This is a genomic window from Shewanella sp. LC6 (assembly GCF_006385735.2).
GTDB classification, from domain to species: Bacteria; Pseudomonadota; Gammaproteobacteria; order Enterobacterales; family Shewanellaceae; genus Shewanella; species Shewanella xiamenensis.
On the sequence record NZ_CP043902.1, the window covers coordinates 4,155,452 to 4,172,271 of the forward strand.

12 protein-coding genes and 1 pseudogene are annotated in these 16,820 nt (G+C 48.1%); 6 read left to right on the forward strand and 7 right to left on the reverse strand.

What is annotated here, in order from left to right:
* The first annotated feature begins 153 nt into the window (after window positions 1-153).
* Together FJD32_RS18650 and FJD32_RS18655 are read left to right on the forward strand one after the other, a co-directional pair.
* Window positions 154-1,194 carry an NADP(H)-dependent aldo-keto reductase gene (locus FJD32_RS18650; protein ID WP_069453455.1) on the forward strand — a complete coding sequence of 347 codons (1,041 nt, stop codon included), beginning with the start codon at window positions 154-156 and terminating at the stop codon, window positions 1,192-1,194.
* 157 nt (window positions 1,195-1,351) lie between these two features.
* Window positions 1,352-1,762 (forward strand): VOC family protein, encoded by a 411-nt coding sequence (locus FJD32_RS18655; RefSeq protein ID WP_088586985.1) that lies wholly within the window; start codon window positions 1,352-1,354, stop codon window positions 1,760-1,762.
* 199 nt (window positions 1,763-1,961) lie between these two features.
* Here FJD32_RS18655 and dbpA read toward each other — a convergent pair whose 3' ends face one another.
* Both dbpA and FJD32_RS18665 read right to left on the reverse strand, forming a co-directional pair.
* Complete coding sequence (gene dbpA, locus FJD32_RS18660; RefSeq protein ID WP_169547368.1) at window positions 1,962-3,371, reverse strand: ATP-dependent RNA helicase DbpA; 1,410 nt, start codon at window positions 3,369-3,371, stop codon at window positions 1,962-1,964.
* Between the two features lie 285 nt (window positions 3,372-3,656).
* A complete protein-coding gene (locus FJD32_RS18665; protein ID WP_088586085.1) occupies window positions 3,657-4,514 on the reverse strand; it encodes a pirin family protein in 858 nt (285 codons plus the stop codon).
* Between the two features lie 418 nt (window positions 4,515-4,932).
* Here FJD32_RS18665 and FJD32_RS18670 point away from each other — a divergent pair, with 418 nt between their 5' ends.
* The gene (locus tag FJD32_RS18670) at window positions 4,933-5,094 is read left to right on the forward strand and encodes a hypothetical protein (RefSeq protein WP_181159860.1); all 162 of its coding nucleotides are present in this window, start codon (window positions 4,933-4,935) and stop codon (window positions 5,092-5,094) included.
* A gap of 807 nt (window positions 5,095-5,901) precedes the next feature.
* Here the strand turns inward: FJD32_RS18670 and FJD32_RS18675 are convergent.
* Window positions 5,902-7,512: an IS1634-like element ISSpu7 family transposase gene (locus tag FJD32_RS18675; protein ID WP_011787758.1), complete on the reverse strand. Its 1,611-nt coding sequence runs from the start codon at window positions 7,510-7,512 to the stop codon at window positions 5,902-5,904.
* A gap of 162 nt (window positions 7,513-7,674) precedes the next feature.
* On the opposite strand from FJD32_RS18675, the gene FJD32_RS18680 reads away from it, so the two are divergent.
* Complete coding sequence (locus FJD32_RS18680) at window positions 7,675-9,288, forward strand: IS1634 family transposase (RefSeq protein WP_037431746.1); 1,614 nt, start codon at window positions 7,675-7,677, stop codon at window positions 9,286-9,288.
* Window positions 9,289-9,322: 34 nt separating this feature from the next.
* Here FJD32_RS18680 and FJD32_RS18685 read toward each other — a convergent pair.
* From FJD32_RS18685 to FJD32_RS18700, 4 genes and pseudogenes are all read right to left on the reverse strand, one after another.
* Window positions 9,323-10,250: pseudogene (locus FJD32_RS18685) on the reverse strand (transposase).
* A gap of 515 nt (window positions 10,251-10,765) precedes the next feature.
* The gene (locus FJD32_RS18690) at window positions 10,766-12,472 is read right to left on the reverse strand and encodes an amidase (protein WP_088586086.1); all 1,707 of its coding nucleotides are present in this window, start codon (window positions 12,470-12,472) and stop codon (window positions 10,766-10,768) included.
* 73 nt (window positions 12,473-12,545) lie between these two features.
* Window positions 12,546-13,658 carry an agmatine deiminase gene (gene aguA, locus FJD32_RS18695; RefSeq protein ID WP_055648277.1) on the reverse strand — a complete coding sequence of 371 codons (1,113 nt, stop codon included), beginning with the start codon at window positions 13,656-13,658 and terminating at the stop codon, window positions 12,546-12,548.
* A gap of 168 nt (window positions 13,659-13,826) precedes the next feature.
* Window positions 13,827-14,027: a YheV family putative zinc ribbon protein gene (locus tag FJD32_RS18700; RefSeq protein WP_011071175.1), complete on the reverse strand. Its 201-nt coding sequence runs from the start codon at window positions 14,025-14,027 to the stop codon at window positions 13,827-13,829.
* Between the two features lie 276 nt (window positions 14,028-14,303).
* Between FJD32_RS18700 and FJD32_RS18705 the strand changes: the two genes are divergently transcribed.
* Together FJD32_RS18705 and FJD32_RS18710 are read left to right on the forward strand one after the other, a co-directional pair.
* Entirely contained in the window at window positions 14,304-16,217 is a 1,914-nt protein-coding gene (locus tag FJD32_RS18705; RefSeq protein WP_088586087.1) for an ABC transporter ATP-binding protein, read from the forward strand.
* Between the two features lie 35 nt (window positions 16,218-16,252).
* Window positions 16,253-16,714: a DUF2390 domain-containing protein gene (locus FJD32_RS18710; protein ID WP_055648275.1), complete on the forward strand. Its 462-nt coding sequence runs from the start codon at window positions 16,253-16,255 to the stop codon at window positions 16,712-16,714.
* Window positions 16,715-16,820: the final 106 nt, after the last annotated feature.

A 16,820-nucleotide genomic window follows, 5' to 3' on the forward strand; every position in this document is an offset into this window, starting at 1 on the left:
GTTAGTGCACAATATGTCGCAATAAACCTAGCAAAATCCCCACAAGGCATTGGTTATTTTTAACCCACTAACATTCTTAGCGCCGCATTAACCTTTGCTTTACAGCAAAAGCTTGATAGCCTCGAACTAAGATAGTTTCCGTAGGAGAAATAGATGGAATACAGACGCATACCGCATTCTAATCTCGAGGTGAGCAAAATCTGTTTAGGCACCATGACTTGGGGCGAACAAAATACCCAAGCCGAAGCCTTTGCACAGCTAGACTACGCCATAGGCAGTGGCATCAACTTTATTGATACTGCGGAAATGTACCCTGTGCCGCCAAAGCCGGAAACCCAAGGGGAAACCGAACGCATTTTGGGCCAATATATCAAGGCCCGTGGCAACCGTGATGACTTAGTTATCGCCACTAAGATTGCCGCGCCAGGTGGCAAGAGTGACTATATTCGCAAAAACATGGCGCTAGACTGGAACAACATTCACCAAGCAGTTGATGCCTCGCTCGAACGCCTGCAAATCGATACTATCGATCTCTATCAAGTTCATTGGCCGGATCGCAATACCAACTTCTTCGGGGAATTATTTTACGACGAGCAAGAGATTGAGCAGCAAACGCCGATCCTCGAAACCCTCGAAGCCCTCGCCGAAGTCATTCGCCAAGGTAAAGTGCGCTATATCGGTGTATCGAACGAAACCCCTTGGGGACTGATGAAGTACCTGCAACTGGCGGAAAAACACGGCCTGCCGCGCATTGTCACAGTGCAAAACCCCTATAACCTGCTCAACCGCAGCTTTGAGGTGGGCATGAGTGAAATCAGCCACCGCGAAGAGTTACCGCTGCTAGCCTACTCGCCCTTAGCCTTTGGCGCCCTGAGCGGCAAATATTGCAACAACCAATGGCCCGAAGGCGCGCGCTTAACCCTGTTTAAACGCTTCGCCCGTTATACTGGTTCGCAAATGGCACTCGATGCCACAGCGGCCTACGTAGACTTAGCCCGCGAGTTTAATCTATCCCCCGCGCAAATGGCGCTAGCCTTTGTTAATTCACGTAAATTTGTTGGCTCAAACATTATTGGCGCCACAGATTTATACCAGCTAAAAGAGAATATCGACAGCTTAAAAGTCAGCCTCTCCCCTGAGTTACTCAGCCGTCTAAATGAACTCTCAGATCAATTTAGATTACCTTGCCCTTAGCTTTTACAATGAGCAGCTAATAAGTGAGTGACTTCAAGCCACTCACTTTCGCCATGAGTTGATTGTGCTGTCGCGGCAATGCGCTAACCATTGCGATAGCGATTGCAATAGCGGTTGTAGTCGCGATCAAAAACCGAGATACCGAGATGAACAGACTATTGTCCATATCGCACTCGTAGTAAGAGACTACGATGAGGCGATTGATTTTTATGTTAATAAACTCAAATTTGAATTGATTGAAGACAGTTATCAACCCGAGCAAGATAAACGCTGGGTTGTGGTTGCGCCGCCTAATTCCCATGGTACGGCCCTACTATTAGCCAAAGCCTCCAAACCCGAGCAGGAATCATTTATCGGTAATCAGGCCGGAGGACGAGTGTTTTTATTCTTAAATACCGATGATTTTTGGCGCGATTATGAGCATATGCGGTCAATAGGCATTCACTTTATTCGCGAGCCACAAGTGCAAGATTACGGCACTGTTGCCGTATTTGAAGATCTCTATGGCAACCGTTGGGATTTATTGCAGCTCAGCCCTCATCACCCCATGGCAAAAAGATGTCAGTAACTATGTGATTGAATAAAAAAGTAAATCACCCTTTTCCTCATTTAGCAATCATACTCTGCATCGACACCGATGCCGTAATGGCAAGTGTCGCTAGTTACGACCAAGCACTCGGATTATGACAAGGCACTATCAAGTTAGATGCGCTAAAAACAAAAAAGCGAAGCCATTTGGCTTCGCTCTTTGTTCACTTAATAGCAGTTTATTTCATCAACCACGCGCGGTAAGACTTACCCTTAATGCGGCCGCTGGTGATCTTGCTCAGTGCCTTTTTAGCCACTTTACGGTTTACCGCCACATAAGCACGATAGTCGGTCACGAGGATCTTGCCCACCTGCGTACCTTCAATGCCATTATCACCGGTCAGGGCGCCAAGAATATCACCAGGGCGAAGTTTCTCTTTTTTACCACCATCGATTTGCAGAGTGATCATGGTTGGCGCATTAGGCGCACTGCCAAGCAAGCTTAATGATGGCAGTGATTCACTGGTAATTTCTCGATCTAAGTACTCTTCTAGTAAGGCGATCTTGTAACCGTCTTGATCGTTGTAAAAGGTATAAGCAGCGCCTTTACTGCCCGCACGGCCAGTACGGCCGATACGGTGAATGTGCACTTCGGTATCGTAGGCCACATGGTAGTTAAATACGGCATCTAGCGCATCAATATCTAAACCACGGGCGGCCACGTCGGTAGCCACCAGCACGCAGGCGCTCTTGTTGGCAAATTGCAACAGGGTTTCGTCCCTATCGCGCTGTTCTAAATCGCCGTGCAAGGCCAAGACACTAAAGCCTAAACCCTCGAGTTCGTCGGCCACTTTTTGCGTTTCACGCTTGGTATTACAAAACACCACGGCACTTTCTGGCTTATGTTCTAACAGTAATAATTGCAGCGCTTGCATGCGCGACTTATCGTCATCTAACTGATAAAAATGCTGTTCGATGGTATTTTTTTCATGGGTAACCGCGGCCTTAACCATCACAGGGTTATACATGATTTGTTTAGCAATCGATTGAATTTGCTCAGGGAATGTTGCACTAAACAGCAGCGTTTGGCGCTCGCGTGGTGACTGTTCAATAATCGCATCGAGCTGAGGTTGGAACCCCATTTCGAGCATACGGTCAGCTTCATCAAGCACTAACATACTTAGATTGCTTAAATCTAAACGATTGCGGTCTAAGTGATCGACAATCCGCCCCGGGGTTCCCACAATAATATGGGCACCATGCTCTAAAGAGCCAATTTGCGGCCCCATTGGCACACCACCACACAGGGTTAATACTTTCACGTTGTGTATACCACGGGCGAGAGTACGGATCTCCTGCGCCACTTGGTCGGCCAACTCGCGGGTTGGACACAGCACTAAGGTTTGAATGCGAAAACGCTTAACGTCTAATTTATTTAGTAAACCTAGACCAAAGGCCGCCGTTTTACCTGACCCCGTTTTACCCTGACCTATCACATCCTCGCCCGCTAAAATGGCTGGCAAGCTTTGCGCCTGAATGGGCGTCATCTCGTTGTAGCCCATAGAAGAAAGGTTCTCAAGCAGTTCGGTTTTTAGCTTAAGGGTCAAGAAAGCCAGTGATGAAGTAGGCTTAGTATCTGAATTGCTCAAGGCGAATATCCTGTGGTGGGTAACGAAGCGGCTGCTAGGTTACTAAAATTGCGTTACTTATCGATTAAACGGGTTTATCAAGATTCAGGTTTACGTAAGGCAAGAATTCAGTTCTGCATTCGCTCAACCCAAAAGTACCGCTATTGTAGCAACAACGGGCAACTTTTACCTCAAATCCTTAAACTCAAGTCCTTAAACAATCGAAATCGTCGGCGTAAACAGCAATAAAAAAGCCCTGCTGGGATACAAGGCTTTGGTTTTGCTCAGCGCGGCAGACTTAACAGATTAAGCGATTTGGCCAAAACGGCCTTCTTGATAATCGCGAATCGCCTGCTGAATTTCCGCTTGGGTGTTCATCACAAAGGGACCCATCTGCACAATTTTTTCGCGAATCGGTTTACCCACAAACAGTAACATGCCCGCACCGCGATCATCGGCCTTAAGCTGCAATGGCGTTTGGCTATCGAGCACTAAAAACTCGCCTTCATTGAATGACCACAGTGAGCCTTCGCCCTTACTCAAGCCACCTTGGTAAATATAGAGGGCGGCAAACTCATGCTTGGATAAATCGAGCAGCGCTTCACCATTGGCGTTAATCATCAAGTCGGCAATCGCCGCTTCGCCCGCTAATCCTTGGATGGTGGCACTGATGGCGCTCTTACCCGCAAAAGCCCAATCACCCGCCAAGGCTTTAAGGGTTGCGCCTGTGTCATTCGTGGTTTCAACGCTTGGGATTGAAGCCGTATCCTGATACGTCGCGGGGCGCAGTTTATCTTTCGCGGGCATATTGACCCAAATTTGGAAGCCATGCAGACCATTGAGTGCATCGGCCAGCGGCATTTCGGAATGCACCACGCCATAACCCGTGCTCATCCACTGCACATCGCCTGCACGAATCGCTTTGACGTTACCCATTTGATCTCTATGCTCAAACCCGCCCTTACGGATATAGGTAAAGGTCTCCATCCCACGGTGCGGATGCGGCGGAAAGCCACCAATAAAATCCTGTTTATCATCGGATTTGATCTCATCCATCATCAAGAATGGGTCAAACTGAGTGCTGATAAAGTCAGCCACTCGGCGAATATTCACCCCGTCGCCATCCATCGCAGGTTTAGCAGAAAACTGGCCTAAGACTTTCATTTTATGCTCCTAACTCGTAAAGCATTAGCCTGTGCACTCGCTATCTCTTGGCTCCCCAAATGACAGCGTGAAACAGTGGCAATGCTGATGGTGGCAGAATAACAAGGAAATTTGAAAATGAATAACGCGAAATCACGCTTAGATTTTTCGAAAAAGTAGAATGGTTTGGAATTGAGTAAACGGCGTTATGACTTGCTTGAACAATACTTCTCGAAATAAAACGTTTGTGAAAAAGTGTGTGAACTGTTTATCACTAGGACAAAGGAAATTGCCATTGTCTCCCCAGTAACACGCCATCCCATTCTTTGACAAAAAGCCCAGAGGCTCGACGGCGACATCTGCTGTACAGGATGTACTAATGCAGCGATCACATGGATGTGAATGAGCTGCCATATTGCCAACGGTTACTGGTGCTTCAATGGCAATTCACACACCACATACAACCGTTTCGTCATCTGAATATATGGGACAGAACCTTGTCAGTAACCTTGCTAATTTAGTTGCCATTGAATTAGTTCAAATATCGCAAAGTACCTTAGTGAAGTGTCCAGTATTGCAGATGCTGATCAATTTAGATTAGGTATCTGCTCGACACCTCTCCTTCTTGTTAAGTGTTTTTGCACTGATACCAATACTATTCAATCTTGAGGCGTGACCTAAGGTTTCTTGGAGCTATATATCCCATTTGACGCCCTTTGATTGGATGTTTAATCAGCAACCCAAGATCCGACAACTTATCTAAATACGCTCTGGCGGCTGTCGATGATACATTAAATTCTACCAGACACTCCTTTACAGTAAACTCTCGCCCTGCATCTTCTAGAGCTTTTTTATGATAGTAATATGGGGAAGTTTGAACTCATTAAAGTAAGGCGACTTATGTATATCCAAACGGTTTTTTTGAATTTCATCAATTTTATTTTGAATATACTTAGTAAAGTCCTCTAGCGCGCGAATTATGATATTCATATTAAAATCAATGAAGTGAGTTACATCAAAGAAATAAATCTAACCACCCATTATAAATCAATAACATAATGCACTTTCAGTTTGCCTACAACTTGTAAAAGTTAACATTGTTAAAAAAAGAACCATCAAAAGTCGCAGGGACAGTATCGGGACAATAAATTGCGCTAATCCCTTAAAAAATGGGGTATTTCAGACGAGGTAAATCATCCCAGTTCTTAGGGGATACTCAGCAAGGGTTACTTTCGAAGTTATATAAGTCGTTGTCAGTTGCAGCGCAAGTGCTGGCAGCTTGCCGCAAAGTGCCATAGTCGCTTTTCGAGATGTTCGCAGTAATCCGTCATTCCGCACCTAAATTTTGCAATTTTCAGTGCTTGACAGCGATCGGTCATTCTGATCTATCCGACATTCCGCAGCTAATTTAGGAATAAACTACCTCATAGAATCTACCGAGTAATTTGAGTAGTTGTGTTTGGTGATCTTGAAGTCCAGTGATGAACCTTTGGCCGTTAATCTCTAGCGTATCTATGCCTTCGAATTGCAAGAAGACCCAACGTGCCGTCGGTCTGGAGGTCGTCTTGTTCTTTACCATACTTGGGAAGAACGCTTCGGTTTGTGCGAGTTGTTCTCTGATTTTGTGTTCTAAACTAGCGTAAACAAGCAAGCTCAACGTCATTATCATTAGCAACGCTTCAATGCGCTCAGGCTTTTTCAAGAAGATGGAAGAGGTTAAAAACTCAGGGCTTTTTAGAAAACGGAAGCCGCGCTCGACTTTTTGTTGCGATTTGTAATGTGCTAGAAGAGCCGCCATGGTGAGTGCTTCATTGTCGGTGTCATTCGTCGCGAGGATAAACATGCCTACTTTGAGCTTAGCCAGTTTTACTTTTTCTAGGTCGGTGAAGGGGGCGGCTTCGATAAAGTATTGGTATCCTGTCGGTGCTTCATCTGTCTTTGGGCGGCCCGAATGAGAGTAAGTCGGCTGTTTGATGAGAGTGCCTTGTTCAAACCCAAGTAAGTCACATTGTTTCTTGAAATCGTTAAACGCTAATTCTGCGTCAACTTCACAAGCGAATGGTTTTTTACTTAGCTTTTCCAACGCTTTGATTTCTTTTGCTATGTTTTTCTCTAAGTTCTTGAAGAAAGTGATTTCTTCCCGCTTGGTGGCCTGTTCACTGTGAACGAGCAACCAACGTTGATTGACCTTTCCGTAATCCGAGTCTATCCAACATCCTGAGTAGCCATGACCGATAGTGCTTAATTGCTCTGGCTCTAGCGCAAGTAGTGCTTGTTTTGCGAGCTTGATGGTCATGGGGACACGGGTAATGAATTTTTGATTTTGCTCATCTAGCGAGGAGATGCTTTCTTCGGTGTACAAAGCGGCATCAGCGATAAAGTAACGACTATTTTGCGCGGCTTTTAGGCAATGTATGTGTCTTTTAGTGACTTCAGCGAATGCCTTGGCATCATTGGTGTTACCACTCAGTGCTTGCATGTAAACAGGAATACCTGCTTGGTTTTCACAGATGAGTTCAAGCACGACTTGGTTAAGCTCTGGCCTATGATCCCGACTATAACCTCTTACAAGCTTAATCACGTTGGTGTTTTCATCTTGTGCATACTCACCATCAACGTGGAAGCTAGTGATATCAAGATGAACAGAATCGGTCGTCAAGCCCAGTTTATCAACAACACGCTCAGCAATAACCTGATAGAGCGCTGAGACATCGGCTTCGTATAGAGCATCTAATGTGCGGCCTAGTACATCATCAGTCAGGTGGTGTGCTTCAATGTCTTTGGCGAGTAGCTTAGATACAGGCTTGGTCTTAAAAAAGTCCGAGAACATGTGCAGTGTTCTGCTATGAAAGCCAAGTCCATTTAGGAGCATGGCCAATACCGCGTCACCATGAGAAACATTGTGGTCAGAATATTTTGGGATAACGGCATCTATCATCCGTGGCAGGCCAATTTCGTGACAAAAGGCGGCAATGAGACCAAGGTGATCTAAGCGTTTAATAACAGGATGGGTAGACATATTTTGAGACCGTCAAATAGCAGTAATAGATCAAAACTGTCGATCGCGGTCAAGATGGTGTCGTAGTTTTTATGAAAAGCTGATCGCCAGATCACACTATTTAAATTCTGGAATTAGCTGCGGAATGACGGATCTATTACTCTCTTTTGCAGGTAATTCATCATGGCCGCTCCCGCTATCTCTATCCGTAACCTCGATCACCTTGGCTTGGTCGCCGCACTCTGCCAAGAACTGGGGATTGCCCGCATGATCGATGCCGTACTCCCCAAAACGCCGCCTTTTAAGGTCTCGCATGGTGAAGCCTTGGTCGCCATGATAGTGAACGGTCTCGGCTTTAACAGCTGCACCCTGCACATGTTCCCGCAATTCTTCGCTAACAAGCCGGTGGAGCGCCTGATTGGCCCCGGGATCTGTGCTGATGACCTCAACGATGATGTGCTCGGTCGCTGTCTCGATGCCCTCTTCGAGGCCGATGTCAGCGCCTTGTATCAGGTGATGGCGGCGCAAGTTGTCGAGCGGCTGGGGCTCAAAAGCACCGCAGTGCACCTCGATATCACCAGCTTCCACGTCGATGGCGCCTATGACTGCAACGATGGGGAACCGCTCGGTAAGCTGCAACTGGTGCGTGGTTATAGTCGCGATCACCGGCCAGAGCTGAACCAGGTGATCCTTGAGCTCATCTGTGAAAATCAGGCCGGGCTACCTGTCTATATGCAGGCCCTGAGCGGCAATAGTAATGACACCAAAGCCTTTGCCCAGACCGTTCGTCGCCATTTGAGCAGCCTCAAGGCTGCGCAGGAGAGTCGTTATCTGGTCGGCGATGCCGCACTGTACTGCGCCGATACTTTGCAACTGCTGGCGCAACAGCAGCAACTGTTTGTCACCCGGGTACCTGTCACGTTGAACGAGGCCAAGCAGGCCGTAGCAACAATCGGCGCGCAACCTCTGACTGCCTTGGGCAATGGCTATCATGGCCGTTGGCAAGGTGCCAATTATGCCGGCGTCGCGCAGCGCTGGTTGCTGGTGCGCAGCGAACAGGCCAGCCATCGCGAGCAGCAGACATTGGCCAAAAACCTGCTCAAAGACAGTACTCGCGAGCTCAAAGCCTTCGCCAAATTGTGTGCCCGACGCTTTGCTTGTGAGGCGGATGCCCAAGCTGAGTTGAGTCGTTTTACCGCCAGCTTGATGCTGCTGCAACTGGATGCCGAGGTGGTGAGTGAACCCGTTTATGCAGGGCGTGGCAGACCCAAGCGTGGCGAAGAGCCAATTGGCCATCAGTTTCAAATCCGTGGGTTGGCGGCAACTAGCCTGGCTTGCGTTGAAGAGGCTCGCAACCAGACCGGTGTGTTCATCCTGGCGACCAATGACCACAGCGATACGCTGACCATGGCCGAACTACTCGCCACCTATAAAGCGCAGCAGAATGTCGAACGAGGCTTTCGTTTTCTCAAGAGCCCGGAGTTTTTAACCTCCTCACTGTACCTGAAAAAACCGGAGCGGATTGAAGCGCTGCTGATGGTGATGACCTGTAGCCTGATGATTTATGCCGCGTTGGAGCACCGTATCCGGCAGGGATTAATGGAGCAAAACCGCAGCGTGGCGGATATGAAAAAGAAACCGACCCAGCAGCCGACGGCCCGTTGGATCTTTTTGCGCTTTGGTGGCATCCATGAATATCGACAGGGAGACGCTCCGCCACAAGTAACGGAGCTAACAGGAGACCAGCAGATCATTTTGGAGGTATTGGGTGAACGCTATCGGCAAATTTATTCCTAAATTAGGTGCGGAATGTCGGGTAATCGCTCAGTTCTTACAATGTGCCTACTGGACCGTGAAATAGTTTTCCAAACTCGGTGGTCAGCCTGAGCCAATTTTTATGGGTGATATTTAATCTGGTCAGTAACTTGGCGCTATTTTCACTGATGTATCCACGTTTATCATTGCGAATGATTCGGCCGGTATCATCCAGCAATTGAAGGTAATCGGTTAAGACAAACGCAATGCCATTGGGTTGGTTGTCGTACTCGTTGCCAATAAAAGGCAGGAGATTGCTCGGCTGCTCACCTTTAAACGCCGCCCGAATGCGTAGTTGAATACTGGTATGGTCGGATTGTTCTGGTGTATCAGCCAGTTGGGCTCTGATAGGACTTTCTTTTAATAAAGAGTAATCAACATAAGTCATACAAGCTAATACCACGGCTTCATCGAGTAGGGCTTGATTCTATATAAAATAAATGGGTAAACCGACCTTCCCAGAAACGACCTGTACACTTATCTTCTTGATTTGCTTGCCTTGCGATAGGTTCATTGAGGCAGCGCATAAACCAGCTAATGTCGCATAATCGACTGCGATAAAGGGCAATTGAATGCCTTAATCTGTTAACCTCATGAGCTTCAACCAATTCACCTCTGGCGAACTTTTGCGTTAATTCATTGCCTTTAAATAGCTTATGCCACTGCTCAAGCACTTCGCGGTCAGTCCAGCGATTTGCACTGTCGATATCGACCCGCAACACCACATGCAGATGATTCGACATCACCGCAAACGCGGCCACATCAATAGCAAAAACAGCTTCAAGTTCAAACAGTAGCGATTCTACCCAACCACGGCGATGGTCATAGTTTTTACCCGAATAGGTATCATCGCTACATAAAAATGCACGCCGCACCACGCGGCTACAGCAATGGTAAAAGGGAGTGTCTTCAAGACTTATCTGAGTTCGGCGAGGGCGCGGCATACAAACCTCCTTGTTCAATGCTTAACCAAAGCATAGTCGGAGGTTAGCTACCTCGCTATTAAGATTGGGTGTCCATGTTTTATATTCAGGCTAATACTCGTACCACATTTTCGCATTGGCAAACGTTATTGCAGTTGGGTAAAACTGATAAGGCCAGAGCTCTGTAGCATTACTAAAATTGGGTCAACATATTGAAGTTGAAGTTAGCTAGATGCCGCTTTGCTAATGAGGAATGGGGCAAAAACATTTTATCAAAGGCTGCGTATTGATGGGATTACTGCCATTTAGTGTGATTCTTAATTGCTTGGTATAAGACTGTATTACTCTCTCACAGCAGCAAACAGTAGCGAATGGCAAAATGTCGTATCTGGCTGTTGTTAGCATAAAAAAACGGGATTGGTACATTAAGACCCATCCCGTTTTTATAACTCTATACTTTGCCGTTATATGGGGCTAAATCTCTAGCAAGATAAATCCCTAAGATTAAGCTAAGTCTATATTTGTCAGTTTAGCGCTTATTGACTCAGTTTTGGTGTACGCGGCGGAATAATGCGCCTGTTACCTGTTGACTCAAATGCACCGGCAAATTTAAGCAGATTATTATCGTCGTAGGCACGGCCCGCAAAGGTCAAACCCACTGGCATGCCAATATCAGCCATCACGCCCATAGGCACAGTCACAGTTGGTACGCCTAAGTGGCGAATCGCTAAGTTACCATTTGCCACCCAAACCCCGTTACTCCACGCAATATCGGCAGAGGCTGGATTCACATGGGCATCGGCAGGCCCCACATCGGCCACCGTTGGGAACAGCACGGCATCAAGCTTTAGCCCGTCCATCCAATCTTCAAGGTCCAGCTTACGGGTCTTTTCTAAACCACGCAGACCATCGGGAATACTGTCGATCTGTTCGAAGGATTTAAGGCCACGCTTAGCCATGTTGACGTACTCTTCCATGCCTGCCGCTAAGTCACCTTCACGATTTGGCAAGGTGCCAAGATCATGGGGGAATATCAAATGCCCCACCACATCTTCAAGCTTGTTGAGTTTAGGGTCATTGTTAGCACGCAGGAATTCATCGAACGCCCAACCTGAGAGTTCCCATAACTCATCATGCAGGAACTGAGGTGTAACGATACCACGGTTAAACACCGTCGGCGCACCAGGGCGGTCGCCTTCGCAATTGGAAACCAGCGGAAAATCCACTTCAACCACTTCGGCGCCAGCGGCTTCTAAGGCTTTACGCGCGGCTTCCCACAGATCGATCACCGATTGGCGGGTATGGATCCGTTGACCCGTTGGGCCGCCAATACCCGGATTTTCGCTGGTGCCAGCCAATTCATCTTTATTGATGTACATACGCGGCACACCAAAACGCTTACCCTTAAGCGTATCGGCGCTAGCCGCCAGCGCTAGATAGGATTCTGGGCGAACTGTCGATGCTTTAGGGATTTTAACCCAAGGTTGTAGACGCCAGAGATCGCCACGGGTGATTGGGTCGTCGGCCACAATCACATCGAGCACTTCGAGCATATCCGCCATTGTGCGGGTATAGGGCACAACCACATCCATGGTCGGGGTTAGCGGCCAGTTACCACGCACGGAAATCACGCCGCGAGACGGCGTATAGGCGCATAAACCATTATTGGACGCAGGGCCTCGACCACTCGACCAAGTTTCTTCAGCAAGACCAAATGATGAGTAGCTCGCCGCCGTGCCCGTGCCCGCCCCATTAGAAGAGCCCGAAGCAAAGGGTGCTGTAAGATAATCAGCATTGTATGGACTTTCGGCGCGGCCATAGTGACCACGCTGCATGCCGCCATTAGCCATAGGTGGCATATTGGTTTTGCCTAGGCAAATGGCACCCGCGGCGCGTAGGCGCTCGACGGCAAAAGCATCGTACTGGGCCACTAAATCTTTAAATGCTGGGCTGCCAGACGCCGCCGTCAGTCCCTTCACCAAATAGCTGTCCTTAGCGGTGTAAGGAATACCATCGAGCGGGCTTAAGGTTTCACCTCGAGCGCGGCGCGCATCTGAGGCTTCAGCTTCTTTCAGCGCATCGGGATTGTGCACCACTAACGCATTGAGCTTAGTTTTTGTCGCAGGGCCGTCATAGGCATCAACCCGCGCGAGATACGATTTCACCAACTCCACTGCGGTAGTTCGGCCAGATTCGAGCGCAGCACGCAGCTCGGCAATAGAAACTTCAGTGACTTCAAACATCTTACGCCCTCCCGCAGAAAGCCAATTGTGGTGTATTAACAGTGACATCAATCGTCATGCTGTTCTCCTCGGGTTACTTTCCAGCAGGGATTTGCTGAGTAATACAATGGATATTGCCGCCACCTAATAAAATCTCACGGGCTGGCACCCCCACAATCTCATGCTCAGGGAAAATTTCTTGCAGTTTTTGAGCAGCGATATCATCGGTTGCTGGGTCAAGCAGCGGGAATACGATGCGATGATTGGTGATTAAAAAGTTCACGTAAGAACCCGCTAAACGCTCACCTGCCGTACGTGGCACACCAGTGCCTTCAGTCACACCTTTTGATTCTTCTTCGCTGCAATACAGCGGCCCTGGTTGTGGCAACAGATGGATTTTTAACTTACGGCCTTGGGCATCCACAGTGTTTTGCAGCACTTCGAGCGCGGCTTTTGAACGTGGATATTGTGGATCAGTTTCATCGTCGGTCCAGTGCAGAATGACTTCACCAGGACGGGCAAAACAGCACATATTATCGATATGGCCATCGGTCTCATCCATATAAACGCCATCTTGTAACCAGATAAACTGCTTAACATTCAAATAGTCACGCAGTAAGTCTTCAATCTGTTCTTTTGTCAGCTCAGGGTTACGGTTGGCGTTGAGTAAACATTCGGCACTCGTCATACAGGTGCCTTCACCATCGACATGGATGGAGCCACCTTCGAGGATCAGCGGCGCGCGATAACGGGCAAAACCATGCTGTGCAAGCATTTGCTGCGCGACTTGCTCGTCCTTATCCCATGGAAAGTACAAACCACCGTTATGGCCGCCCCAAGCATTAAAGCCCCAGTCAACACCGCGGCATTCGCCCTCAGCATTAACGACCACAGTTGGCCCTGTATCGCGAGCCCAGCAATCGTTACTGTCCATTTCAACCAAGGTAACGTGGGATGGCATTACCGTTTTAGCTTCGGCTAAAAAGGCTTTAGGGACACCCATATACACTGGCGTTGCCGCGCCAATCGCATCGGCCACCTTAGCGAAAGTCGCCTGAGCATACGCCCCCGCAGCGCGCCAGTTATCAGGACGATAGGGCCAAATCATCCACACAGCTTGCTGCGCCGCCCATTCGGCGGGCATATAAAAACCATCTTGTGATGGCTTAGTCGTTAACGGCGTGACATCCACATTCACGTTTGTCATGAGTTTTGTCTCCAGTAATGCTGAAATCGATAAGGGTGTACGCCCCTAAAATAGGACGACAGAATACAGTTATATCAGCCCCACAACGATGCGAGGGTCATTGGCAGCGGTTAATAAAATCTCTTACATACTTTGCCAGCACGTGTTTGGCGCTTCATAAAGATGAGCCTAGTCGGGTTTAAACACCCCAATGACGGCGCCCGTGGCTTTTTCGGTCACTTTGATATCGGTTTGCTGCTCACGATAATCACAGTCAGTACATTCTACGGTTTCGATACCGTTTTCTTTAAACAGCAAAATGCTGTCTTTCGCGCCGCACTTAGGGCATTTTGCGCCAGCAACAAAGCGTTTTTTTATTTTAGTGGTCATGATACAAACCTATAAATGGCTACGCGCCCAGCGATAAGCGAATCATCGGCGTTAAGGCGAAAATGTGGCGCTATTTTGCCATACTGCCCAGCTATTGCCAGTCCTTGAATAAACTTGTGCTGCCATACTCCCTGACCACGCGGTCGAGCGCTATCGCACTAGGCCATAAAAAGTCGAAGAAATACGCAGCAACTCGGCCTAAGTTGTGGTTTGCCATGAGCTTGTACGTTATCATCACAACCCTTACTCATTCATGATATGACCAAGTTGTAGTTAATGATCAGCATCAACCAAGCACAATTAATCCGTGGTAGCAAAACCCTGCTCGACGAAGCCTCTCTGACCATTTATCCCGGCCATAAGGTCGGCCTAGTGGGCGCCAACGGCACGGGTAAATCCTCACTGCTCGCATTAATTATGGGTCACCTGAGCTTAGATAAAGGCGAGTTTAGTATGCCTTCGGGTTGGCAGATTGCCAGCGTCGCCCAGGAAACCCCTGCACTCGAAATGTCTGCACTTGAATATGTGCTTGATGGCGATAAAGAATATCGCCAGCTTGAGGCTGATCTGCATATTGCACAGGAACATAATGATGGCCATGCGATCGCCACCTTGCACGGTAAAATCGATGCCATTGGCGGTTATGCTATTCGCGCCCGCGCCGGAGCCCTGCTTGCAGGTTTAGGCTTTAGCGAAGCAGAGCAAAATAACCCAGTGAAAAGCTTTTCGGGCGGTTGGCGGATGCGCCTCAACCTAGCCCAAGCACTACTGTGCCGCTCCGACTTACTGCTGCTCGACGAACCGACCAACCACTTAGACTTAGATACCATGTACTGGCTCGAAGGTTGGATTAAGTCCTATCAAGGCACGCTGATTTTAATCAGCCACGATAGGGATTTTATCGATGAAATCGTTGATGAAATCGTCCATGTCGAAAATCAAAAACTCAATTTTTACAAAGGCAACTACAGTGCCTTTGAACGCATCCGTGCTGAACGTATGGCACAGCAACAAGTCGCCTTTGAGCGCCAACAAAAAGAACGGGCGCATATGCAGTCTTTTGTTGACCGCTTCCGCTATAAGGCCAGTAAAGCCAAACAAGCGCAGAGCCGCTTAAAGGCGCTGGAGCGGATGACTGAGCTGTTACCATCTCAAGCAGATAGCCCGTTTTATATGGAGTTTCGCCCGCCTGAGGCCCTGCCTAATCCGCTGATTAAGATGGAGCAAGTGGCTGTTGGCTATGGCGATAAGCAAATCCTCAGCAAAGTGCATTTAAACTTAGTGCCTGGAGCGCGCATTGGGTTGCTCGGCCGTAACGGTGCGGGTAAATCAACCCTAATCAAGCTGTTATCAGGCCAGTTATCACCGATGACCGGATTGTATGAGCCCAATCCCGGCCTGAATATCGGTTACTTTGCCCAGCATCAAATTGAATTTTTACGCTTAGACGATACGCCGCTGCAACATTTAGTGCGCCTTGCGCCCAATGCCCGCGAGCAGGAATTGCGTAACTTCCTCGGTGGTTTTGGCTTTAATGGCGATATGGCACTCTCGCCAGTGCGCCCCTTCTCTGGTGGTGAAAAAGCCCGTTTAGTGTTGGCATTATTGGTATGGCAACGGCCCAATCTGTTGCTGCTTGACGAACCAACCAACCATTTAGATTTAGAGATGCGCCATGCGCTCACTATGGCATTGCAAACCTTTGAAGGTGCAATGGTGATTGTATCGCACGACCGCCATTTATTGCGCTTAACCTGTAGCGACTACTATTTGGTTGACCAAGGTGAAGTACAAGCCTTTGATGGCGATCTTGACGATTACCACCAATGGTTACTCGATGCCGCAAAAGCCGCCAGTGCCAACCAAACGGCCAACAGCGATGACACCAAACCCGCTGTCGATAAGAAGCAGCAAAAGCGCTTAGAAGCAGAGCTACGCCAAAAGGTGTCACCACTTAAACGCAAACAGGCGAAGCTTGAAACCGATCAGCAAAAGCTCAGTGAGCGGCTCGCCGAACTGGAGCATTTGCTGGCCGATAGCGAATTATATGATCAAGACAATAAAGCCAAACTAACCTCGGTACTCAGTGAGCGCACCAGCTTGACACAAACGCTAGAAGAAAGTGAAATGCAATGGCTTGAGCTACAAGAAGAAATTGATGCAATAGAACTTGAGTTAATGGGCCAATAACCGGTCTGCTGGCGCCTAATTGACAAGGAAGCCGTATGTCGAATGTAACCCCGCTAGACAGCCAAATTTGGCATTGGTGTGATATGAGCTATGGGCAAAACAAAGTGCTTTGCCTTGAGCTTCAGGATAATTGTCAGGTAAATGTGAATCTATTACTGCTAGCGCAGTATTTAGATCTCACCAGTGATGTGGCGGGGCCGCGGGAATATTCAACCGAGCAATGGCAACAACTCGTCAATGCAGTATGGGAATGGGATGAAAAGTTTCTCACCCCCTATCGCCGTTTGCGTCGTCTCGCCAAAGCCAGCCTGAATGCAGCAGAATATCAGCAAATGCTCGATGTTGAGTTGATGATGGAACGCAAGGCGCAGCGCACCATTTTACATGCCGTCAATGATTTATCGCCTAGCGGTCAACAAACCAATCTCGTGAGTTACCTCGCGCTATTTGGTTTATCCGCTGCGGATGTTACTGCGCTAGATCTTATCGCACCTTAACTGGCCTCACGCACAGCTTACTTAACCTGAACTCGGGATAACGAGTGTCGGAAAAATCTAAATTTAACAATCAAAATCAATGCTATAAATGATTTTTTTGAAAAGA

Coding starts and splice junctions, on each gene's coding strand:
- FJD32_RS18650 (WP_069453455.1), top strand. CDS start 154: ATGGAATACAGACGCATACCGCATTCTAATCTCGAGGTGAGCAAAATC.
- FJD32_RS18665 (WP_088586085.1), bottom strand. CDS start 4,514: ATGAAAGTCTTAGGCCAGTTTTCTGCTAAACCTGCGATGGATGGCGAC.
- FJD32_RS18670 (WP_181159860.1), top strand. CDS start 4,933: ATGGCAATTCACACACCACATACAACCGTTTCGTCATCTGAATATATG.
- FJD32_RS18675 (WP_011787758.1), bottom strand. CDS start 7,512: ATGTCTACCCATCCTGTTATTAAACGCTTAGATCACCTTGGTCTCATT.
- FJD32_RS18680 (WP_037431746.1), top strand. CDS start 7,675: ATGGCCGCTCCCGCTATCTCTATCCGTAACCTCGATCACCTTGGCTTG.
- FJD32_RS18690 (WP_088586086.1), bottom strand. CDS start 12,472: ATGTTTGAAGTCACTGAAGTTTCTATTGCCGAGCTGCGTGCTGCGCTC.
- aguA (WP_055648277.1), bottom strand. CDS start 13,658: ATGACAAACGTGAATGTGGATGTCACGCCGTTAACGACTAAGCCATCA.
- FJD32_RS18700 (WP_011071175.1), bottom strand. CDS start 14,027: ATGACCACTAAAATAAAAAAACGCTTTGTTGCTGGCGCAAAATGCCCT.
- FJD32_RS18705 (WP_088586087.1), top strand. CDS start 14,304: ATGATCAGCATCAACCAAGCACAATTAATCCGTGGTAGCAAAACCCTG.
- FJD32_RS18710 (WP_055648275.1), top strand. CDS start 16,253: ATGTCGAATGTAACCCCGCTAGACAGCCAAATTTGGCATTGGTGTGAT.